Source organism: Mesorhizobium sp. GW821-FHT04C10 (assembly GCF_059420305.1).
Genome location: NZ_JBWKTL010000001.1, coordinates 24,568 through 46,575 on the forward strand (window position 1 = coordinate 24,568; position 22,008 = coordinate 46,575).

Genomic DNA, 22,008 nt, shown 5'->3' on the forward strand with positions numbered 1-22,008 from the left:
TTGTTGCCGAGCTTTTACGCCCCGCCGCTCAATCATAGTTCCTGTTAGATTTCATCTTCCGCGCCGCCTTCAACACCCTCGGGTGCGTCATCAGGCTCACCGCGGCGTTTCTTGGCTTCCTTGCGTTCCCGGTTGTCCTTCGACAACGCCTCACGGATGAGGTCGTCGGTAAGGATCAGCCGCACATCGGCGATCGCGTCATAGGGAACGCGCACCGTCGGCTCCTCGCCATAGGCTGCCTTGTCGCGCTCGATCAGCACATCGTTCTCGCCGGCCTCGGCAATCTTGCCCTTGAAGCGCTTGCGATCCGCGACGATGACCGACGTTTCCATCTTCACCAGATGACCGGTCCAGGTGACGAAATCCGATTTGCGCACCAACGGCCGGTCGATACCGGGCGAAGAGACTTCGAGATGATAGGCCTTTTCGATCGGATCATCGACATCGAGCGCCGGCGACACCGCGCGGCTGACCTCTTCGCAATCCTCGACGGTCATGGTGCCGTCCTCGCGCTCGGCCATAATCTGCAGCGTCAGCCCGTTCTGGCCGGACAGATGTACGCGCACGAGGCGAAAGCCGATGCCGCGCAGCACCGGTTGGACGATCAGCGCAATGCGCGCATCGATGCCGCTTTCGCGGATGATGCGGTCGTCACCTTCGCTTGCCGTTGCAGTCATCAATTACCTGTCGTTCGTTTCGAACCTATCGGCAGGTAATAAAAAAGAGCGGGACCGGGTGGACCCACTCTTCGTCATACCGACCAAGAATTTGAGGCTGATATAAACGAACACGGCCCGTGTTTCAAGCCCGGCGTGGCAAACCGACGAGGTATCACGCCGCCGCGCCAGCGTTGCGTCAGACGCATGGCCTCCATGCAGCCTCACCTCTGTGAGCTTTGACGCCGCATCCCCATTTGTAGTGCATCACAAAAAATTAAAGAGATTTCGCAGACGCGAAAGGGCATGACCATGAGCAACCGTAAGATTTTTTCCGCCATAGGCGATCTGTTCACGACGTTCGGCAGCGCGGTGGCCGCATCGCGCGCCGTGGAAGCCGGCCGCAAGCCGCGCGCTGACGACCCGCGCAAGCTTGGCATGGATCCGGCTGTCTTCAACCGGATCGGTCGTTTTTGAAAATCCGGCGGGATGCGCCGTGATACTTATTTCCTGATAAAAGTCAGATAGGCCGGCGGCCGGCCCTCGCGAATGGCCTTCGCCTCGTAACGCGTGCCTGGCCAACCATCGTAAGGGCGATGCCAATCCGCCGCTTCCGCTGCCTGCCATGCGAAGGCGCCATGCGTCCGGCAATGAAGCAAGGTCCAGTTGACATACGTATCGATGTCTGACGCGAAGCGGAATTTTGAACCCGGTTTCAGGACGCGGGCGAAACGGTCAAGGTTGACCGGGCTGACGAAACGCCGCTTCCAATGCTTCTTCTTCGGCCAGGGATCGGGATAGAGAAGGTCTATGCCATCGAGCGAGGCCGGGGGTAACCAGTCGAGCAGCCGGGTGGCATCGTCGTCGTAAACCCTGAGATTGGCCAGCGGCCTCGCCCGCACCGCCATCATCATCTTGGCCATGCCGTTGACGAAGGGCTCCACACCGATGAAGCCGACCGTCGGCGTCTCGATTGCGCGATGCAGAAGATGCTCGCCGCCGCCAAAGCCGATTTCGAGCCGAACCGCCGAAATGTCAGCCTCAAACAGAGTGCGCAGATCCGACGGCGCTTCGGCCGTCAGATCGAGCCGGTAGGCGCCAAGCCCGCTTTCCAGGGCCGCCGCCTGCTGCGGGCGAACGGGCTTGCCGCGTCGGCGACCGAAGAAGGCTTCGGTCGCGCGGCTTGGCCTGTTTTCAGGGCTCATCTGGTTGGCGCGGGGTCTGTCGCGGCTCAGGCCGCGACAGCATCCTTGAGCGCCTTGGCGAGATCGGTCTTCTCCCAGGAGAAAGACCCGTCGCGGCCGGCCTTGCGGCCGAAATGACCGTAAGACGACGTCTTGGCGTAGATCGGCTTGTTGAGGTCGAGATGCCGGCGGATGCCGGATGGCGACAGGTCCATCACGCTGCGCAGCGCTTCCTCGAGCTTTGCCTCGTCGACCTTGCCGGTACCGTGCAGGTCGACATAGACCGACAGCGGCTGGGCGACGCCGATGGCGTAGGAGAGCTGGATGGTGCAGCGGTCGGCAAGCTTCGCCGCCACGACATTCTTGGCCAGGTAGCGCGCCGCATAGGCGGCCGAACGGTCGACCTTGGTGGTATCCTTGCCGGAGAACGCGCCGCCGCCATGCGGTGCCGCACCGCCATAGGTGTCGACGATGATCTTGCGGCCGGTGAGGCCGGCATCACCGTCCGGGCCGCCGATGACGAACTTGCCGGTCGGGTTGATGTACCACATGCAATCGTCGGCAATCTTGAGATCACCAAGCGCCTCGCGGATATAGGGTTCAACGACCTTGCGGACTTTCTTGGAATCCCAAGTCGCGTCGAGATGCTGTGTCGACAGCACGATCTGCGTTGCCTCGGCGGCCTTGCCGTCGATGTAGCGGACGGTGACCTGGCTCTTGGCGTCCGGTCCGAGCTTGCCGGCCTCGCCGTTGTTTTCGTGACGGGCGGCGGCCAGCAGTTCGAGGATCTTGTGGCTGTAGTAGATCGGCGCCGGCATCAGGTCCGGCGTCTCGCGGCAGGCATAGCCGAACATGATGCCCTGGTCGCCGGCACCTTCCTCGCCCTGGCGGTCGGCGGCGTTGTCGACGCCCTGGCCGATGTCCGGCGACTGGCCGTGCAGGAGAACCTCGATCTTGGCTGTCTTCCAGTGGAAGCCGGCCTGCTCGTAGCCGATCTCGCGGATCGCCTTGCGGGCGACGGATTTGAACTTCGCCGGATTCACGACCGGGTGACCCGCCGCGTCCTTGAGGATATTGCCGGCCTTGTCCTTCTTCAGCAGCGTCTCGGGGACGCGCACTTCGCCGGCGATGACGACACGGTTGGTGGTCGCCAGCGTCTCGCAGGCGACACGCACTTTCCATGGGTCCATGCCGGTCTTCTTGGCTTCACGGTAAACCAGATCGACAATTTCGTCGGAGATCCGGTCACAGACTTTGTCGGGATGACCCTCGGCAACGGACTCCGAGGTAAAGAAGTAATTCTGCCGCGTCACGGGTGTCCCCTCTTGAAAAACGATCGGCAGGCTGCCGATTTTGGCGCGCCACGTGTTAGCGGGGCAAAGCGCCGCTCGTCAAGCGTTGCCGCCGTTCTGGCACGACTGTCGATATCAATATCTTGTGCCACCGGCGGCGGATGCCGCCGGTGGCAGGCGCATTGAGCGTCAGTCGAGGTCGTCCGCGGCGAGCGACTTCACCAGATCGATGATCCTGCGCCGTACCTTGACGTCGGCGATCTTGACGAAGGCCCGGTTGAGCTGAAGGCCTTCGGGACTGCCGCAGAATTCCACGGCGAAAGCCATCGACGCATCCTCGGCAAAGCCACGATTGGCCGCGGACTCCTGACCCGGCGCATCCTCGAAAAAGAAGGCGACAGGCACGCCGAGTATGGAGGCAATCGCCTGCAGGCGGCTGGCGCCGACGCGGTTGGTGCCCTTTTCATATTTCTGGATCTGCTGAAATGTGATGCCGAGATTCTCGCCCAGCTTTTCCTGGCTCATTCCGAGCATGTTGCGCCGGAGCCGGACGCGACTTCCAACGTGGATGTCGATGGGATTCGGTTTTTTCTTGTTTTCTTCTGTCATTTTTTCCTCGCCGAATTTTTTCGGCTTTGTGATTTTTTCCCACCCAAACAAAGCCGGGGGCGACTGCCCCAACAGAACGATCCACCGGCTTTGAGAAATTTTCAGGCAGTACAGTATGAGTTTCTAATGTGTCGACTGTCAATTCACCCGTAGCCTTTGCCTTACGTTCAACAGCGCCCCCACCACCGCAAACAGCAACATGATCAGCATTCCGTTAATGCGCCGCTGGCCCGGGGAAACGACCGTCTGTCCGGAAATCGGCACCTTCACATCGATGGCGCCGCGCGCGTCGATCGCCAGCGCATCGACGATGCGTCCGTGTGGATCGACGACGGCCGAAATGCCGTTGTTGGCAGCACGCAGCAAGGGCAATCCGTTCTCCACCGCGCGAATCTGGGCTTGTCTGAAGTGCTGATACGGTCCCGGCGTGTCCCCAAACCAGGCATCGTTGGTGACGTTCACAATAAGCTGCGCTGACGTAGCGTCAACTGCCACAAGATCCGGAAAGATCACCTCATAACAAATAAATGGCAGGGCTCGGATGCCGCCAGGCAGCGTGATGGCGTGCCGCTCGTTACCGGCTGCGAACGTCACCGGCCCAGCAACAAGCTGGGCGATGCCGAAACGGTTGAGCAGATCGGCGAAAGGCAGGTATTCGCCGAACGGCACCAGATGGACCTTATCGACGGCATCAGTGATTTCGCCCTTGTCGTCGATCGCCACCACGGAATTGTAATAACGGCTGTCGGCAGCCGCGGAGCCGCCTTCCTCGCGGACGACGCCGGCGATCAGCATCTGACCATCGGCCAGCATGTCGCCCAGCGCCGTCAGCGCATCCGGACGCTCGGTGAAGAGGAATGGCACCGAGGTTTCCGGCCAAAGAATCAGTTGTGGCTTACCGTGACCGGGGTCCGGCGCCTTGGCGGACAGGCCCAGCAAGGTGGCGAAGATACGGTCGCGCACCGAGGCGTCCCATTTTTCCGACAGGTCGACGGCAGGCTGGACGATGCGGACATCAAGGCTGCGCTGCGCCGGCTTTTCAGGAGCTGCAAGCCTGACATAGCCGAACCCGACATGGGCCACCGCAAGCAGGACGAACAGCGCCGCGCCCAGGCGAAGATGCCGGCGCGCCGCCAGCAGCGCGGGTAGCGAAAAAAGGAACACCGCAAGCGCATTCATACCGATCATGCCGGTCACCGAGACGCTCTGCATCAGCAGAGGCACGGGCATTGCCGCGTAACCGATCGCATTCCAGGGAAAACCGGTGAACAGGAAGCCGCGCAGCCACTCCGTCAGCCCGAAGCCGAAGGCCAGGGCGGCAATGCGGCCGATATCGCTGCTCCACAGCAGCCGGGCAACCATCGTTGCGAAGCCATAGAAAAAGGCGAGCGCGAAGGGAATACCGACCACGGCGAAGGGAAGCGCCCAGGCAAAATCATCGGCCTCGACCAGCAACGCCGAGCCGATCCACCAGAGACCGGCGAGGAAATAGCCGAAACCAAACCACCAGCCTACGGCGAAAGCCGGCCGCAGGCGCCGGAACAGGCTGCCGGAGGCTTCGCCGGTCGCGCCGTCAAGCAGCCAGACCAGCACCGGAAACGAGATGAAGCAGGCTGCGAAGAAATCATAGGGCGCCTGCCCAAGCACCGTCAGCGCTCCGGCAAGAAAGGCCACGAGCGCGCGCCGCCAACCCCAAAGCAGAATTATCCGGCCGGCAAGGCGCTCCATGCATACTTCCGAGTCGCGCGAATCAGGACGCAAGATTTATCAGGCCGCGGCCTGTGCTCCAAACGGCCGGTCAGCCGGGATGCCTCGACCGCCGTTCTAAAGCGCATCGCGTCGAAACGGAACCGTGCGACGCGCTTCAGGTCTTTGTTCTTATGCATGTCGTTCCCCCAAAACCGAGGTCACTTCTGGGCGACGCCCATTAACGGTGCCAGCCGTCGATGCGCAGGCCACTCAGCCGCTCGGCTTCTTCGCGGGAAACGGAACGGATGGGCTGGGTGAAGGTCCAGACATGCCCCTCGGGATCGCAGGCCCGATACTGGCGTTCGCCGTAGAACTGATCGGTCGGCTCCTGGATTATTTCGGCGCCGGCCGCGCGCGCCTGCTCGCAATGCCCATCCAGCCCGCCCACGAGCCTGACGTAGACCGACTGCGTGTTCTTGCCCGACACCGAAGCAGGGCTGGCGACATAATCGCTCCATTCGGAATCGACGATAATGTAGCAATCGCCGAAGCGCATCTCGGAGTGGACGAGCTTTCCCGCGGCATCGGTCACCACCATGCTGGGCTCGAAGCCGAAAGCCGCTTCGAGCCATGCCAGCGCTGCGCGAGGATCCCTGTAGAAGACGCCGGAACCCAGACTTGCGTGCCTGAACGGGTCGTCGATCGTCATCGAAGAGCCGAACCGCTCAGGCTTGTTCGGTGCGCGCCGTGGCCCGCCGGCGGCGCTCGCCCTTCTGGCTCTGCACGATGCGCACGCGCTTGACGCGGCGCGGATCCGCATCGAGCACATGGAACTCGAAGCCCGGAATGGCCTGTACCACCTCGCCACGCGTCGGCACGCGGCCGAGCGTGTTGAAGATCATGCCGCCGATGGTGTCGACATACTCGCCATGCTCGCCGGCGGCGAAGTCCTCGCCGATCATCTTGGCGACGTCGTCGATCTCGGCCTTGCCGTCGACGATGAACACGCCGTCACCGGCCTGGGTGATCATCGGCTCGTCATCGTCATGCTCGTCCTCGATGTCGCCGACGACCATCTCGACAATGTCCTCGAGCGACACAAGTCCGTCGGTGCCGCCATATTCATCTATGACCAGCGCCATCTGCGTGCGCGTCGTCTGCATGCGGCCCATCAGGTCGGAAGCAAGCATCGATGGCGGCACGAACAGAACCTGGCGGATCAGGTTGAGCTCGCCGATGGTGCGCGCGAGATCGACCTGGGCAAGATCGAGCTGCGTGGTGGCAGGCGTCTTCCTGGTCGTGCGGCCCTTCTTGACGCGCGCGAGCTTGGTGATGTGAGCCAGCACGTCGCGGATATGGACCATGCCGCGCGGGTCGTCGAGCGTCTCGGAATAGACCGGCATTCGGGAATGGCCGGATTGTTCGAAGGTGCCCAGCAGGTCGCCGAGCGTCGTGGCGATCTCGACCGCCTCGATGTCGGCGCGCGGCACCATGACGTCCTCGACGCGCACCTCGCGCAGGCGCAGGATGTTGTTGAGCATGGCGCGCTCGCCAGGCGAAAAGGATTCCGCATCGCTAGCCGTCTCGGCCAGCGCGCCGGCGATTTCCTCACGCAGGCTGGTGCCGTTGCGTTGCCTGAACAGGCCCAAAACGCGGTCGAACAGGGAGGGGCCGGCAGGCGAAGACTCGCTGGCAACGCTGCCGGTGTTGGCAACACCAGTGGTGACGGTACTCGGACTTGATCCCTCTTCCGACGTATCGGAAGCCTTGGGCGCACTGCCGGCGTCGGGGCGGGCGGCAGTTTCTGGTTTGTCGTTCATCGTCGTCCGGTCAATTGTCAGATGTAGTTACGCGTAGGGATCGGGAATGGCAAGCCTTGCAAGCGCCACGCGTTCGATGGCTTCCATCTCCTCGGCCTCGGCGTCGGTCTCGTGATCATAGCCGAGCAAATGCAGCAGGCCATGGATGACGAGATGGGTGATATGGTTCTCCAGGGGCTTGTCTTCCAGTGCCGCCTCGCGCGCCACTGTCTCGGCGGCAAGCACGATATCACCCAGCATGGGCGGCAGCGGGCCGCCGGGCACGGGCGGAAAAGCCGGGAAAGACAGGACGTTGGTGGGTTTGTCCTTGCCGCGCCAACCGGCATTGAGCGTACGGATATGGGCGTCGTCGGAAAAAACGACGCTGAGCTCGGAACGACCGGTCACGGCGGTCTCGGCGAAAGCAGCATCAACCGCTCGATCGACCAGCCGCGTCAGGCTTGCCTCATCGGGCCAGTCGCCCGCTTCGACCGATATATCGATGTCGACGGGCACCGAAGGGCTCCCGTCGCCGGATAAATTGTCCTCAGGCATGAAGCCGCATCGCTGAAATCAATTCTCCGCGCCGAGGCCGCGCGCCAGCTTGGCATCGCGGTCATAGGCCCTGACGATCTCCGCCACCAGCGGATGGCGAACGACGTCGACATCGTTGAAGCGCACGGTTACCGCGCCGGCTACACCATCAAGGACACGCAAGGCCTCGACCAGGCCCGATTTGGTGCTCGGAGGAAGGTCGATCTGGGTCGGGTCGCCGGTGACAATCATGCGCGAGTTCTCGCCAAGACGCGTCAGGAACATCTTCATCTGCATCGGCGTGGTGTTCTGTGCCTCGTCGAGGATAACAGCGGCATGCGCCAACGTGCGGCCGCGCATGAAGGCGAGCGGCGCGATTTCGATGACTTCAGCGGCAATGGCGCGCTCGACCTTGTCGGCCGGCATCATGTCGTAGAGCGCATCGTAGAGCGGCCGCAGATAAGGATCGACCTTCTCCTTCATGTCGCCGGGCAAGAAGCCCAGCCGCTCGCCGGCCTCGACGGCCGGCCGCGACAGAATGATGCGCTCGACCATGCCGCGCTCGAGCAGCATCGCCGCATGCGCCACCGCCAGATAGGTCTTGCCGGTGCCGGCAGGACCGATGCCGAATACCAGTTCAGACCGCTCGAGCGCCCGCATATAGGCGTCCTGGTTCAGCGAGCGCGCATAGATGGTCTTCTTGCGGGTGGCGATCTGGGCGGCGGAGACCTTGCCCTTGCGCTCCAGCGTCGGCAGCGTGAGCTGATCGTCGGCGGCGACCGCCATGCGCACGGCACCGTCGACATCGGACTGGCCGATATCGACGCCTTTCTGCAGAATCCCGTAGAGATTGTCCAAGGCACGGCGCGCCTGCTCGGCGGCAGAAGCGGACCCCTTGATGGTCAGCTGGTTGCCGCGCGAGCGGATATCGACGCCGAGCTTCTGCTCAAGCCGGGCGAGGTTCTCGTCGAACTGACCGTAAAGGGCGCTGGCAAGCTTGTTGTTGTCGAAAGTCAGAACGATGTGCGCCATGTCAGAAGCCCCAGATGCCGGTACCGGGGGCAGGTTCTTCAGCTCTGCTGCGCTCAACCGTCTCTCCTCATCTGCCGAGACCATCAGGCCAATTCGGCGAACAGGCTGTTGTAGCCCGTCTTCGTGATTCGCACCTGGATAATGTCACCGATTTCGCCGGCCTTTTCATCAACAATAACGGGCTGCAGCCAAGGTGAGCGGCCGACCTTCTGACCAGCCTGGCGGCCAGGCTTCTCGATCAGCGTGTCGATGGTGCTGCCGACAAGGCTCAAGCCGAAATCCTGCTGTTGTTTCAGGAGCAGTGCCTGGAGGCGCTGCAAGCGCTCGTCCTTGATGGTTTCGGGCACATGATCAGGCATGTCGGCGCCCGGCGTGCCCGGACGCGGCGAATATTTGAACGAGAAGGCCGAAGCGTAGTTCACCTGGCGCACCAGTTCCATGGTCGCCTCGAAATCGGCTTCCGTCTCGCCGGGGAACCCGACGATGAAGTCACCAGACAACGCGATATCGGGGCGCGCGGCGCGGATGCGATCGAGCAACGCCAGATAATCGCTGGCCGTGTGCCTGCGATTCATCGACTTCAGGATGCGGTCGGAGCCCGATTGCACCGGCAGATGCAGATAAGGCATCAGCGACGGCAGGTCGCGGTGGGCAGCGATCAGTTCGTCGTCCATGTCGCGCGGATGGCTGGTGGTGTAGCGCAGCCGGGCCAGGCCGGGGATTTCAGCCAGCCGGAACAGCAGCCGGCCAAGGCCCCACTCCTCGCCGTTCTCGCCCCGGCCGTGCCAGGCATTGACGTTCTGGCCAAGCAGCGTCACCTCGCGCACGCCGGCCTCGGCCAGGCGCTCGGCTTCAGCAACGATCTGCGCCACCGGCCGCGAGACTTCCGAGCCCCTGGTATAGGGCACGACGCAGAAGGTGCAGAACTTGTCGCAGCCTTCCTGCACAGTGAGGAAAGCGGTGACGCCGCGCTTGATCACCTCGGCGCGCTTGGGCTGCGGCAGGTGTTCGAACTTGTCCTCGATGGCGTAGTCGGTCTCGACGATCTTCTCGCCGCCGCGCACTCTCGCCAGCACGTCGGGCAGGCGGTGATAGGTCTGCGGCCCGATGACCAGGTCGACGGCCGGCGAACGCCTGATGATCTCCGCACCCTCGGCCTGCGCCACGCAGCCGGCGACGCCGATCAGCAGTTCGCGGCCGGCAATGGCGCGCTCCGCCTTCATGTCGCGGATGCGGCCGAGCTCGGAATAGACCTTTTCGGCCGCCTTCTCCCTGATATGGCAGGTGTTGAGCAGCACCAGATCGGCCTCGCCGATGGCATCGGTCGCGGTATAGCCGTCGGCGGCCAGCGCGTCGGTCATGCGCTGGGAGTCATAGACGTTCATCTGGCAGCCATAGGTCTTGATGAAGACCTTCTTCGCCGCCGTGGCGCGCACTGCCGGCTGTCCGGCCACGGAGCCGATGTCGTCGCTTTCAATCGTGTTCAAGTCCATCCGGCGGCTTCTAACGCCTTTCCGTGACAAAAAACAGACGATTCTCGGTGTGCGCCGCCAAGGCGCATGTCGGGGCTAGCGGCTCGAGCGCGGATCGGCGAGTGCCGCCTGCATCATCCCGCGCACCTGGCTTTCCATCAGCTTCGACGTTTCCTTTCGGTTCGAACCCTTCGCAAAGGCGATCGGTTCGCCGAAATGCACTTCGACGTCGAGCGCGCCTTCCGCCATCAGCACCTTGAGATGCGGCATCAGATCCTCGTCGCCGATCCAGGCCGCGATCGGCCGGTGCCGCCGGCCGAGCGGCACGCCATGCAGGCGCGTATAGGCGATCGCCACCGGCTGGATAAACACCTGCTCGGCCGCTCCCTCCGAAATCGCCATCGAGGCGGCGCCGAACAGCGTGCTCTTGAACGGCAGGATGACGTTGCCGTCACCGGTCGACCCCTCGGCGAACAGCACCATGGCGTCGCCCTTGGCCATGCGGCTGGCGATCTCGCTTGCCTGGTCGCCGGAGGAACGCTTGCGCTCGCGCTCGATGAAGACGGTGCGCTGCAGCTTGGACAGCATGCCGATCAGCGGCCAGCCTTCCATATCGGCCCTGGCGATGAACTTCACATCGGCAAAAGAGCCCAGCACCATGATGTCGGTCCAAGAGATGTGGTTCGAGGCAACCAGCAGCGGGCGCTTGGCCGACAGCGCCCCTTTGACATGGACGCGCATGCCAAGCGCCCTGAGCACAAGCCTGTGCCAGATCTTGAGGATGAAGGTTTCCGGCCACCAGCCGGTCTTCATCGACAGGATTTGCAGCGGCACCAGGACCAGCGAACCGGCGACGACAAGGCCCAGGGCCAGGAAAATCCTGATTTTTCCGATCATGCTGTCCTGGTCCTGCCATTACAGCGCCGCGCGTTCTCTCGGATGCGCAAAGGACGCCGTAATGCTTTAATCTCGGCGCATGATCCTTTCCGACAATCGGAACCGATTTTCGGGGTCATGCGGCGTCTGGCTAGCGAAGATCGCGGCGCATGACAAGCGCACCGGTCGGCCCGCGATCGGGCGACCTGTAATAGTCCGGGCGCTTGCCGACTTCGCGGAAGCCCAGCCGACGGTAGAGGGCGATCGCGGCGATGTTGGTCTCGTCGACCTCCAGGAACAGCGCTTCGGCGCGTTGCACATGCAGTTCGCGCAGCACAGCGTCCATCAACTGCCAGCCCAGTCCCTGGCGGCGATGGGATCGCGCCACCGCGACAGTCAGGATCTCGCCCTCGCCGGCGGCCAGCCGGGCCAGCACGAAGCCGACAGGCGGCTTGGCGCCCTGCCCGGTTTCGCGCGCGGCGTAGCCGAACACGGTGTCCTGCTCGAGCAAAGCGGCGAACTCGCCATCGGTCCACGGACGGACGAAATCCTCGCGATGCAGCAACGAGACCGCGGGGCTGTCGGTGATCCTGAGCGGCTCGAGCGCATAGTCCCGGCGCCGTGGCTGTAAGAAAGGTATGCGCATTAATTCTGTTGCCTTGAAAGAATAAATCCGGCTTGCGGCTTTGCATCGGCGCCGCGCAGGTAAAGTGGTTTCGGCCTTTCACCCTCGCCTTTGGCGGCGGCGAGGCGGGCGTATGTGACAATGTCGGTGGTGGCCGTCCGAGGCCCGATGTCGGAAACCCGACCCGCCGATGCGGCGATCTGCACCGCCGCGGTGCCGGCAAGCACCGCAAGGTTCTCCACCGCCAGGGCAGTGGCTTCCGGCAATGTGGTCACAGCTGGACCGTAAGTCAAAACTGACATTTCGTCGTAGAGCGCGGTATGGATTTCCTCGCGGCCGGCATCGAGCGCCGCCAGCACGGCACGCCCGGGAAATACCGCTGCCGCCTCGGCAGCCAATGCCTCGAGCGTTGTCACCCCGATCGCCGGTATTTTCAACGCCAGCGCCAGGCCGCGCGCGGTCGACACGCCGACGCGCAGGCCGGTGAAGGACCCTGGGCCGACAGAGACGGCAATGGCGCCAAGGCCGGGATAGTCGGTCGCGCCCGCCTTCAGCGCCTCGGCGATGACGGCCATCAGGTGCTCGGCATGGCCCTTGCCGAGATCGAGCACCGCGCGGCCAAGCTCCCGCCCGGCCGCCGCGTCGTAGACGCAGGCGGCGCAGAGGCTGGCGGCACAGTCGATGGCAAGCACTTTCATGAAACGAAACAACCGGTTCCGAAAAACAACTTCCCTGTGCCCGCCAAGGGGCGCCACCGCAAGCATAATTTGTTAAGCGGCTTCGCTTCGCCGCCTCGACGTCAAACCTGCTCGATGCGCAGCATGTGGTTGTCCCAGACATACTCCGGTTCCCACCGCGTCGCGCCGCTGCCCTCGATGATCTCGCCGGCGCCGGTGGTTGCCATGAAACCAGCCCCGTCCGGCGCCAGGCCACAAACCTCGACCAGCGCACTGGTCGAGACCACCCTGCCGCTCGCCACGTCGACCACGGCAAGTGAATTGCCTTGCGGTGACGAGACGGCGACGGTGCCCGCCAAGGGATTGGCGGCGACCGAGCCTATATAGTTGCGGAAGCCGGACAGCACGTCCGGCGACATGTCGAGCAACTGCAAATCCTTGCCGCGCGCGGCGCGGCCGACCAGCAGCGGACGGTCGGTGCCCGGCCCCCTATACTGACAGCCGAACCAGACGGTGCCGGCCTGGTCGGTGTCCATGTGGCGGATCGACAGTTGGTGCAGGGAAGCCGCCAATTCATGCTTCTCGATCAGGTCGCCCGTGACACGGTCGATCAGCACGTAGGACGGCTTCATGGTGGCGATGTTGAGTTCCGCGCGGCCATAGTCGGGATGGGTCTCGATGCCGCCATTGGCGACCGCGATCGCCCGGCCGTCGCCCAGCAACAGAAGCTCGTGCGGACCCATGCCGTAAGTCGGGAATTCACCGATGCGGCTGAACTTCGCCCGCGCATCGTAGATGCCGACGACGCCGGCAGCGTTGTCGAAGTCGTTCTCGGTGGCATAGAGCAGGGCGCCGTCGGGCGAGAACACACCATGGCCGAAGAAATGCCGGCCGGTGATGCTGGCGATGGTCAACGGGGCGTCGCGGCCGGTATGATCGAACACCACGGCGAAGGTGCCGGGCTGGCGGGCAAAGACGACTGAGCGCTTCGATACGGGATCGAAGGTGACGTCATGGCCGCGATCGGGCAGATCGATCGCATGCAGAACCTTGCCCGCCTCGGACAGGACGGCGGCGCCAAAACTGCCGTCGCGCTTGACGAAGGCGGTGGCGAAGACGGCGTCGGCAGCAAGTGTCCTTGCCCAGGCGGACGGCGCCATCGCAGCGGCAAAGCCGATGCCCGCGGCTCTCAGGAAATCCCGACGATCGATGAGGGTGGTTTTCAAGACATGGCCCTCCCCTGCACTGGCCGGCTCCAAGACATGGTAATTTCCAGGGATCGGAGCTGACGCTTGGCACTTGCAGATTCTTCGAATGATTCATCGCAGACGTTGGAAGTTGGCCGAAGCCTCCGGAACTTCGTCATCCTTGGGCGGAGCAGGAGCGTAGCTCCGTCGCGGAGACCCCAGGACGACGAAGCTATGGGCGTTTCGGCCAATATCAAGGTCATACTCAGTCTCCATCCAGCGACGAAAAGCCTGCGGTCAGGCCGAATTCGGCGGTCAGCCGGGTGCCGATCAGGGTCGACAGGCTGGAGGTGATCAGGGCGAAATGCTCGAGTTTTTCGCGCAGTGCCGGGTCCGCGAGCGTCTTGTCGATCGGACCCGGGACGGACTTCGCGGTGGCGACACCGTTGACCAGCTGGATATGGATCGACTCGGCCATCCAGCGCGTATCGGGCGGCAGCGCATCGCCAAGTTTGGAGGCCTGGAACAGCGCATCGATGCCTGCGAGATTTCCCGCCAGCGAATTGGTGGTGTTTTGCGAACGCCAGTAGATCGCCTGCTTGGGCTTGTCCGCCTCGGGCTTGCCGCCCAGAAAGCCCTTCAGACGGACATCCCTCACCATCTCCAGCTCGTTGATGAAGACACCGACCAGTTCGGTCACCGCTTCGTTGCCGTCGCGGTAGAGCGCGTTCTGCGGCCCGGGATTGGCCCAGAGTACGGCAAAACCGTCCGGCTTGTTCCAGGCTGCGCTGACCTCGCCGGCCATGGTTTCGATATTGCCGGCAACCGCCGCGCCATAGGCGCAGCGATAGGGATCATCCTTGCCCGTCAGTGCATCGGCGCCGTCGCCGAAAAGCACGAATTCCAGCGCGCCGAGCCCCTGCATGGCGACGCTCTTGCCGGCAAGCTGTGCCGGATCGGCGGCGGCCGGATCCTTGTCCGACAAGGCCGCCTGCACCTGTTTGAGACCGATGCTCTTGCGGTCCGGCCAGAACAGCATGCGCTCCAGACGGTTGTTCTCCTTGATCGGTCCAAAACCGATGATCTCGGCCGATGACCAGGCATGGACCGTGGCGGAAAACTCGGTGCGCGCCGCGTCGAGCTCGCCTTGCGAAGGCGCCTCGCAGAGCTTGTGCATCGCCTTCGTCAAGGTTTCGGCATGCTGGTGCAAATCGGCATAGGCCGGGCGGACGAAGCCGTCGATCGCCCGCTGGATGATGTCGGAGGCTTTCACCGCCGCCGATGCGGGGAAGGTACCCAGCAGGGCCAGCGGAAGAGCGAGAACCAGTGCGGAACGCTTCAGCATCAGAGTGACTCCAGGAATTTGACCAGTGCATCGCGCTCGGCCGCATTGGCGGCGGCAAAGCGGTCGCGCGCCTTCTGCGCCTCGCCACCATGCCACAGGATCGCCTCGGTCAGGCTGCGCGCGCGCCCATCGTGCAGAAAGAAGGAATTGCCGTTGACGGTCTCGGTGAGGCCGATACCCCACAGCGGCGGGGTGCGCCATTCACTGCCCGTCGCATCGCCTACCGGCTGGCCGTCAGCCAGGCCGGGACCCATGTCGTGCAGCAGGAAGTCGGAATAGGGCCAGATCAGCTGGAAGGCCTGCGCCTTGTTGGGTGCATCGCGACGGGTGACGAATTTCGGCGTGTGGCAGGAAACGCAGCCCATCTCGTAGAAGACCTTCTTGCCGGCGAGCACATCAGGCGCAGCGAGATCGCGGCGTGCGGGCACGGCCAGGTTCTGCGAATAGAAGGTGACGAGATCCATCACCGGCGTCGGCGCCTCGACCGGACCGAGGCGCGCCTGCACGCCATTCGGCATTGCGAGGCATTCCGACTGCGCGGCGGTGCAATCGCCCCAATGTCTTGGTTCTTCCGGCGTCGAGATGCCGATATCGCCGGCAAAGGCATCCGCGGCCTGCTGCCGGATCGATGCGGTCTGCGCCTTCCAGCCGAAACGGCCAAGCGTCAACTCGCCGCTCAGACCGTCGAGCACGATGTTGGGCCTGCCGGAAATGCCGTCATTGTCGCGGTCGTCCGGATCGGCGTGGGCCAGAATGTCCGCCGGCGCGATCTGCTCGATCAAACCAAGGCCGATCATCGGCGGCGTCAGGCGCGGCGACAGCGTGGTATGCGGATCGAGCGGCCCATAGGCGAGATCAGTGACGGAATAGCTGGGCTTGCGCAGGGAAACCACGGCGCCATCCGTCAGCTCCACCTTACGTTCCTGATAGTCGACGCGCATCCGGCCTTCGCCGCGCAGGCCGGGCACCGCCAGCTCCTGCAACTGCGTGCCATAGACCGGGTCGGGAAAATTGAGCAGTTGGCGGTTGGCGATCGCCGCTTTTTCCTCGGCGCTGCCGGCGTCCCGCGCCAGGCGCAGGAACATCGAGGTGGTGCCGGTATCGCCTTGCGGCGGACGGCCGCGGCCGTCCTTCAGATGGCAGTTCTGGCAGGCCCGCTCGTTGAACAGCGGACCAAGCCCGTCCGACGCCTGCGTCGAGGATGGCGACGAGACCCAGTTCTTGCGGAACAAGGCGTTGCCGAGCTTGAAAGTGCCCTCTTCCTCGAAGGTGATGTTGGCCGAGGATTGCGAGAAGGCGTCGCGGCTGACGTCCTTCTCGGACGTGCCGGCGCCGCCTTGCATCAGCTCGAACGGCTCGGGTTTGGAGAAATCCGTGGTCGGCCTGGTGACGGCGGTGACACGCGCCTGATCCCGGGCATTGAGGTCGCCGCGCGTGGTGGCAAGGCTGGCTGGCTGAAGGTCACCCGCAATCGCGGACGATGTCAGCGCCAGGACAAGAATTGTACAGCGCCGACCAGCCGGTCCGGCTGGCCTTTTCAGGAGGAGCGGCGAGCCGGCGGCCCGCCGCGAGCGGCGCAGGAATTCTAAGGGGCGCCGCATTCCCGCATGCCTTTACTCCGCCTCGTTGGCCGAGTCGGCGTTGAGCTGGCCGTACTTCTCCTCGCCGATCGAGGCGAGCAGGTCGAGCTGCGTCTCGAGAAAGTCGATGTGACCTTCCTCGTCGGCCAGCAGATCCTCGAACAGTTTCATCGTCACGTAATCGCCCACCTCGTGGCAGATCTCGCGCGAACGCTTGTAGGCAGTGCGCGCGTCATATTCACCGGCAAGGTCGGATTCGAGCACTTCCTTGACGTTCTGCCCGATGCGCAACGGCGCCACGGACTGCAGGTTCGGATGGCCTTCAAGGAAGATGATGCGCGCGATGAGCTTGTCGGCGTGGTGCATCTCCTCGATAGATTCGGCCCGCTCCTTCTTTGCCAGCTTGGTGTATCCCCAATCCTCCAGCAGACGGAAATGCAGCCAATATTGGTTGACGGCTCCAAGCTCCAGAAAAAGAGCCTCGTTAAGCCGCTCGATGATCTGACTTTCGCCCTTCATGGGTTCTGCTCCCGTATTGGATGCGCAGGCCTCTGACGCGATCCAGATGTGAAACGACATCCACGCCGCTCGCCTCCGAGCGGGCATGGTAATTTTCGGTGACCCGAATGATCGTTTCCACCACATTTGGGAAGCAGCCGCAACAGCGACCGCGCTTTTGCATCGAGTGATAGATCTTTGCCGGCACGATAAGTTGCCAAGGGTCCTGGTCCAGCAGCCCGATGATCGTCTGCTCGATCTCTCTCTCCGTGATGATGTTGCAATGGCAGATCAGCATTTATAGTGCTCGGATGGCTGACGGCGCCTTCCGCGCCGTGTGGCTTGATTGGTCCTGGAGCCCATTCCGGAGCCAATTGTCAGGCTCCGGAACCGCGCACCAGGTTCGGTCTTACTTGAACACCTTGTCGGGCGCGTCGAGGCTGTCGGAGCCTTCGAAGGCGATGGCGTTGAGTTTCAGCGAGCCAACGGCACGTTCGATCGACTTGGTCTGGTCGACCAACGCGTCGATCGCCGCCTGCACGGTGGCGTTGCCTTCCTTGTTTCCTTCAGCGATCTGCTGGTCATAGGCCTCACCGGCCTCGGCCCGCGCCTTGATCGCCTCCATCTTGGCGACGGTGACATCGAGCTTGTCGGACAGCTCCTTGTCGATCGCCGGATCGGCTGCCTTGACCATGTCATGCACCGAAGGCCCCGAAACGACGGTGCCGTCGAGCCTGGTATAGCTGGCGAGGTAGGCGGCACGGATGCCGATCGCGTCATAGAGATGCGAGTTGTAGGTGCTGTCGGAGAAGCAGTCATGCTCCTCTTCCGGGTCGTGCAGCAACAGGCCGAGCTTCATGCGCTCGCCGGCCAGTTCACCATAGGACAGCGAGCCCATGCCGGTGAAGATGACCGAGATCGCGGTGTTCGGCTCGCCATCGACCAGGTTCTTGCGCGCCGCGCCGTCTTCCTTCCAGTTGCCGACCATCTCCTGCAGGTCCGAAACCAGAAGCGTGCTGGCCGACTTCAGATATTCTGCACGGCGGTCGCAATTGCCGCCGGTGCAGTTCTTGAGGTCGTAGTCGGTGTAGGGGCGCTCGCCGGCGCCCGGGCCGGTACCGTGCAGATCCTGGCCCCAGAGCAGGAATTCGATGGCGTGATAGCCGGTGGCGACATTGGCCTCGATGCCGCCGGCCTCCTGCAGCGTGCCGGAGAGGAATTCCGGCGAAAGCTTCGAGGCATCGACCTTCTTGCCGTTGATCTCGATTTCCCTGTTGGCGATGACATTGGCGGTATAGAGCGAATTCGCATCCGATTCGGTGCCGTAGCTCTTGGCGACATAGTCGATCAGGCCTTCGTCCAACGGCCAGGAATTCACCTTGCCCTCCCAATCGTCGACGAGCTTGTTGCCGAAGCGGTAGACCTCGGTCTGCTGGTAAGGCACGCGCGATGCCTTCCAGGCGTCGCGAGCGGCCTTGAGCGTGTCCGCGGACGGATTGGCAAGCAGCGCGTCGACCGCCTTGTCGAGGGCCTGGGCCGCGGTCAGCGAATCCTCATATTTGGCAAGCGCGATGTCGGAATAGGTGTTGATGACCGCTTTCGCATCGGTTTCGGCCTTGGCCGGCAGCACAAACACCGCCGCCGTCAGCAGTGCCGTGGCGCCAATCGCCGCAAGCCTGCCGCCATATCGTGCTGTCATTATCGCTCTCCAGTTTTTTGGAAATTGTATAAACGGCGCGTGCGGCGGCCGGCGCCATGCCATGTTGACGCCATGGGGCGCAAGACTTGCCACGCGATCGCGCGGTTCAGGGAAGAAAGACACCTAAATGCCTCCAATCGAACGGGTTCAAGGCCCAGACATCAAAGGGATGCGCTAACGCGCAGGCTTCCATAAAGCTTCGACGCCCATGGAAGTCAATGAAAATCGTCTGGAAAAGCCAATTGAAACAATAGTTTAGAATTATTCTAAACTACGAAGGTCAACTTTATGTCTCGACTGTACCGGCTTTGCCGCCGAACTGTACGATTGACAGCCGTCATCCCGGGTGCGACCCGCAAACGCTCTCTTGCGGCGGCGCCAGACAATTGCCACTTGGCGAGACGCCCTAGGATCGAATCGGGATCGGAATGCGATGAAGAACGGTGTGGTCATTGTTGGTGCGGGTCACGCGGGCGTGCAGGCGGCCGCCAGTCTGCGCGAGGACGGCTATGACGGGCCGGTGATCCTCGTCGGCGACGAGAAGGAGTTGCCTTACCACAAGCCGCCGCTGTCGAAGACCTTCATCAAGGATGCCGAGGCCAAGCCGCAACCCTTGCGTGGCGATGCCTTTTATACCGGCAACGCGATCGACTACCGGCCGGGTGTCCGGATCGAGCGTATCGATGCCGGCCGCCACAGCCTGGAAATATCAGGCGGCGGCGAACTTGCCTTCGACCATCTGATCCTGGCGACCGGGTCGCGCCCACGCGTCCTGCCGCTGCCGGGCTCGGACCTGTCGGGCGTCTTGTCGTTGCGCTCGCTGGCCGACGCACGGCTGATCCGGGAGCTCAGCGCGAGCAGCGAGGATGTCGTCATCCTCGGCGGCGGTTTTATCGGGCTGGAGATCGCCGCGACGCTGCGCGCGGCCGGCCGCACGGTGACTGTGGTGGAAGCGGTCGACCGGCTGCTTGGCCGTGCGGTGGCGCCCGTGGTGGCCAGCCATGTCCGCCAGCGGCTGGAGGCGAGCGGCGTGCGCATCCTGACCGGCACCTCGATTTCAAGGCTCGAAGGCGAAAACGGCCATGTCGTGGCCGCGATCACCTCGTCGGGCGAAAGGCTGCCAGCACGCATGGTCATCGTCGGCATCGGCGCCGTGCCCAATGTCGAGCTGGCACAGGAAGCCGGCCTTGCCATCGCCAACGGCATCCGCGTCGACCACCAGATGCGCAGTTCGGCGCCGGAAATCCTGGCCATCGGCGACGCCGCCTCCTACCGGCACTGGTTCACCGGCGGCGACGTGCGGCTGGAATCGGTGCAGAACGCCACCGACCAGGCGCGGCTCGCGGCCCGCACGATCACCGGTCACGCGGACGCCTATTCCGCGGTACCATGGTTCTGGTCCGATATTGGCGACATGAAGCTGCAGATGGTCGGGCTGACCGCCGGCGGCGACAGCCACGTCGTGCTGGGCGACCTGCCCGACAACAAGTTTTCCATCTATCACTATGCGGGTGACCGGCTGCTCGGCATCGAATCCGTCAACCGCCCCGGCGACCACATGCTTGGCCGCAAGATGCTCGGTGCCGGCTTCTCGCCGACGCCGGAAACGGTTGCGGCTGGACCGGATGGGCTGAAGGCGGCGCTGGCCGCGTTTCAGCAGGATGAGCCGGCAAGGGCTGCGGGCTAGCTGGCATTCTATCCCTAAGGCGGGAAAATCCCGATCTGGAGCGCCAGCGCCGCCCCTCATCCGCCTACCGGCACCTTCTCCCCGTATAGGGACGGGGAGAAGGGAAGCGCTTCAGTTCAGGCAGCGCAGACTTCGCGGATCGAGCTTTCCAGGATGTCGAGCGCCTCGTTCATGACCTCGTCCTGGATGGTGATCGGTGCCAGGAAACGGATGACGTTGCCGTAGACGCCGCAGGTCAGCAGGATCAGGCCCTTGTCCAGTGCCTTCAGCCGGATGGCGTTGGCGATCTCTGCCGAGGGCAGGCCCTTCTTGACGTCGTTGAACTCGACCGCGTTCATGAAGCCGAGGCCCCTGATATCGACGATCTCGGGCACGTCGTCGCGGATCGACTGCAGGCGCTGCTTCAGCCGCGCGCCAAGCGTGTTGGCGCGGTCGCACAGCTTTTCGTCCTCGATCACGTCAAGCACGGCGTGTGCCGCGGCGACGCCGATCGGGCTGCCGCCATAGGTGCCGCCGAGGCCGCCCGGGCCAGGCGCGTCCATGATCTCGGCGCGGCCGGTCACCGCCGACAGCGGGAAGCCGCCGGCAAGACTCTTGGCCATGGTGGTGATGTCGGCCGCGACCTCATGATGATCCATCGCAAACATCTTGCCGGTGCGGGCGAAGCCCGTCTGCACCTCGTCGGCGATCAGCAGCATGCCGTGCTGGTCGCAGAGCTTGCGCAGCGCGGTCAGGAGTTCGCGCGGCGCGTCGTAGAAGCCGCCCTCACCCTGGACAGGCTCGATGATGAGCGCGGCGACGCGGGCCGGATCGACATCGGCCTTGAACAGCTTGTCGAGCGCGGCAAGCGAATCGGCGACCGAGACACCATGCAGCGCCACGGGGAACGGCACGTGGTAGACGTCGCCCGGCATGGCGCCGAAGCCGACCTTGTAGGGAACAACCTTGCCGGTCAGCGCCATGCCCATGAAGGTGCGGCCGTGGAAGCCACCGCCAAAGGCGATGACGGCCTGGCGGCCGGTGGCGTTGCGGGCGATCTTGATGGCATTTTCGACCGCCTCGGCGCCGGTGGTGACGAAAATGGTCTTCTTCTCGAACTTGCCGGGCAGCATGGCGTTCAGCCGCTCGGCCAGCCTGACATAGCTCTCATACGGCACGACCTGGTGGCAGGTGTGGGTGAAACGGTCGAGCTGCGCCTTGACCGCCTCGATCACCCTGGGGTGGCGGTGGCCGGTGTTGACGACGGCGATGCCGGACGAGAAGTCGATGTAGCGGCGGCCCTCGACATCCCAGATCTCCGAGTTTTCAGCCCGGTCGGCGTAGATTTGCGTGGTCATGCCGACGCCGCGCGAGATCGACTGGTTCTTGCGTTCGGAAATGGCTGAATTCTTCATGATATCCCTCATCGGGCCGGCGCCCGTCCTCGTTGATCAGATGTCTTCTGACCTTATTTCATGTTTTCCTCAAGTCGGCACCAGCGGATGGCGATTGGGCCTGCCACGAGCGTATCTCCGCCCTTAACCAGTCGGGCGATACAGGTACGAGAACGGTTTCCTTTTTCGGGGGA

Annotated in this window: 22 protein-coding genes; 2 read left to right on the forward strand and 20 right to left on the reverse strand. The window is 63.4% G+C overall.

Going from position 1 to position 22,008, the window contains the following annotated elements; translation table 11 throughout:
• Nucleotides 1-44: 44 nt before the first annotated feature.
• On the reverse strand, nt 45-677 hold the full coding sequence (rimP, locus tag AC07UC_RS00120; protein WP_202324675.1) for a ribosome maturation factor RimP: 633 nt from the start codon (nt 675-677) through the stop codon (nt 45-47).
• Nucleotides 678-962: 285 nt separating this feature from the next.
• Here rimP and AC07UC_RS00125 point away from each other — a divergent pair, with 285 nt between their 5' ends.
• Nucleotides 963-1,133, forward strand: a complete 171-nt coding sequence (locus AC07UC_RS00125; protein WP_494909034.1) for a hypothetical protein — start codon at nt 963-965, stop codon at nt 1,131-1,133.
• Between the two features lie 26 nt (nt 1,134-1,159).
• Here AC07UC_RS00125 and trmB read toward each other — a convergent pair whose 3' ends face one another.
• The 18 genes from trmB to AC07UC_RS00215 form a co-directional block, all read right to left on the reverse strand.
• Complete coding sequence (trmB, locus tag AC07UC_RS00130; protein ID WP_140775499.1) at nt 1,160-1,861, reverse strand: tRNA (guanine(46)-N(7))-methyltransferase TrmB; 702 nt, start codon at nt 1,859-1,861, stop codon at nt 1,160-1,162.
• Between the two features lie 26 nt (nt 1,862-1,887).
• A complete protein-coding gene (metK, locus tag AC07UC_RS00135; RefSeq protein ID WP_140775500.1) occupies nt 1,888-3,153 on the reverse strand; it encodes a methionine adenosyltransferase in 1,266 nt (421 codons plus the stop codon).
• A gap of 168 nt (nt 3,154-3,321) precedes the next feature.
• A complete protein-coding gene (locus AC07UC_RS00140; RefSeq protein ID WP_140607758.1) occupies nt 3,322-3,741 on the reverse strand; it encodes a helix-turn-helix domain-containing protein in 420 nt (139 codons plus the stop codon).
• Nucleotides 3,742-3,879: 138 nt separating this feature from the next.
• A complete protein-coding gene (gene lnt, locus AC07UC_RS00145; protein ID WP_140775501.1) occupies nt 3,880-5,469 on the reverse strand; it encodes an apolipoprotein N-acyltransferase in 1,590 nt (529 codons plus the stop codon).
• A gap of 199 nt (nt 5,470-5,668) precedes the next feature.
• A complete protein-coding gene (locus AC07UC_RS00150; RefSeq protein ID WP_494903315.1) occupies nt 5,669-6,139 on the reverse strand; it encodes a VOC family protein in 471 nt (156 codons plus the stop codon).
• A gap of 16 nt (nt 6,140-6,155) precedes the next feature.
• Nucleotides 6,156-7,250: a hemolysin family protein gene (locus tag AC07UC_RS00155; protein WP_494903317.1), complete on the reverse strand. Its 1,095-nt coding sequence runs from the start codon at nt 7,248-7,250 to the stop codon at nt 6,156-6,158.
• Between the two features lie 27 nt (nt 7,251-7,277).
• Entirely contained in the window at nt 7,278-7,784 is a 507-nt protein-coding gene (gene ybeY, locus AC07UC_RS00160; protein ID WP_494903319.1) for an rRNA maturation RNase YbeY, read from the reverse strand.
• Nucleotides 7,785-7,802: 18 nt separating this feature from the next.
• Nucleotides 7,803-8,795 (reverse strand): PhoH family protein, encoded by a 993-nt coding sequence (locus AC07UC_RS00165; RefSeq protein ID WP_019863063.1) that lies wholly within the window; start codon nt 8,793-8,795, stop codon nt 7,803-7,805.
• Between the two features lie 83 nt (nt 8,796-8,878).
• A complete protein-coding gene (gene miaB / locus AC07UC_RS00170) occupies nt 8,879-10,288 on the reverse strand; it encodes a tRNA (N6-isopentenyl adenosine(37)-C2)-methylthiotransferase MiaB (RefSeq protein WP_494903321.1) in 1,410 nt (469 codons plus the stop codon).
• A gap of 75 nt (nt 10,289-10,363) precedes the next feature.
• Nucleotides 10,364-11,164 carry a lyso-ornithine lipid O-acyltransferase gene (olsA, locus tag AC07UC_RS00175; RefSeq protein WP_494903323.1) on the reverse strand — a complete coding sequence of 267 codons (801 nt, stop codon included), beginning with the start codon at nt 11,162-11,164 and terminating at the stop codon, nt 10,364-10,366.
• A 130-nt stretch (nt 11,165-11,294) separates the two neighbouring features.
• Nucleotides 11,295-11,789, reverse strand: a complete 495-nt coding sequence (locus AC07UC_RS00180; RefSeq protein WP_056569901.1) for a GNAT family N-acetyltransferase — start codon at nt 11,787-11,789, stop codon at nt 11,295-11,297.
• Nucleotides 11,789-12,466, reverse strand: coding sequence for a tRNA (adenosine(37)-N6)-threonylcarbamoyltransferase complex dimerization subunit type 1 TsaB (tsaB, locus tag AC07UC_RS00185; RefSeq protein WP_494903325.1), 678 nt, complete (start codon nt 12,464-12,466; stop codon nt 11,789-11,791). Before tsaB ends, AC07UC_RS00180 begins: the two co-directional genes overlap by 1 nt.
• A 101-nt stretch (nt 12,467-12,567) precedes the next feature.
• Nucleotides 12,568-13,671, reverse strand: a complete 1,104-nt coding sequence (locus tag AC07UC_RS00190) for a DUF1513 domain-containing protein (RefSeq protein WP_494903326.1) — start codon at nt 13,669-13,671, stop codon at nt 12,568-12,570.
• 226 nt (nt 13,672-13,897) lie between these two features.
• Complete coding sequence (locus AC07UC_RS00195; protein WP_494903327.1) at nt 13,898-14,977, reverse strand: imelysin family protein; 1,080 nt, start codon at nt 14,975-14,977, stop codon at nt 13,898-13,900.
• The gene (locus AC07UC_RS00200; protein WP_494903328.1) at nt 14,977-16,578 is read right to left on the reverse strand and encodes a di-heme oxidoreductase family protein; all 1,602 of its coding nucleotides are present in this window, start codon (nt 16,576-16,578) and stop codon (nt 14,977-14,979) included. The genes AC07UC_RS00195 and AC07UC_RS00200 overlap by 1 nt, the downstream gene beginning before the upstream one ends.
• Before the next feature lie 12 nt (nt 16,579-16,590).
• Entirely contained in the window at nt 16,591-17,076 is a 486-nt protein-coding gene (bfr, locus tag AC07UC_RS00205; RefSeq protein WP_140775516.1) for a bacterioferritin, read from the reverse strand.
• Nucleotides 17,042-17,353, reverse strand: a complete 312-nt coding sequence (locus AC07UC_RS00210) for a (2Fe-2S)-binding protein (RefSeq protein ID WP_140775518.1) — start codon at nt 17,351-17,353, stop codon at nt 17,042-17,044. Before AC07UC_RS00210 ends, bfr begins: the two co-directional genes overlap by 35 nt.
• A 111-nt stretch (nt 17,354-17,464) precedes the next feature.
• Entirely contained in the window at nt 17,465-18,754 is a 1,290-nt protein-coding gene (locus AC07UC_RS00215) for an imelysin family protein (protein ID WP_494903330.1), read from the reverse strand.
• A gap of 433 nt (nt 18,755-19,187) precedes the next feature.
• Here AC07UC_RS00215 and AC07UC_RS00220 point away from each other — a divergent pair, with 433 nt between their 5' ends.
• Nucleotides 19,188-20,441: an NAD(P)/FAD-dependent oxidoreductase gene (locus AC07UC_RS00220; protein ID WP_494903331.1), complete on the forward strand. Its 1,254-nt coding sequence runs from the start codon at nt 19,188-19,190 to the stop codon at nt 20,439-20,441.
• A 116-nt stretch (nt 20,442-20,557) separates the two neighbouring features.
• Here AC07UC_RS00220 and AC07UC_RS00225 read toward each other — a convergent pair whose 3' ends face one another.
• On the reverse strand, nt 20,558-21,835 hold the full coding sequence (locus tag AC07UC_RS00225; RefSeq protein ID WP_494903332.1) for a 4-aminobutyrate--2-oxoglutarate transaminase: 1,278 nt from the start codon (nt 21,833-21,835) through the stop codon (nt 20,558-20,560).
• Nucleotides 21,836-22,008 lie beyond the last annotated feature (173 nt).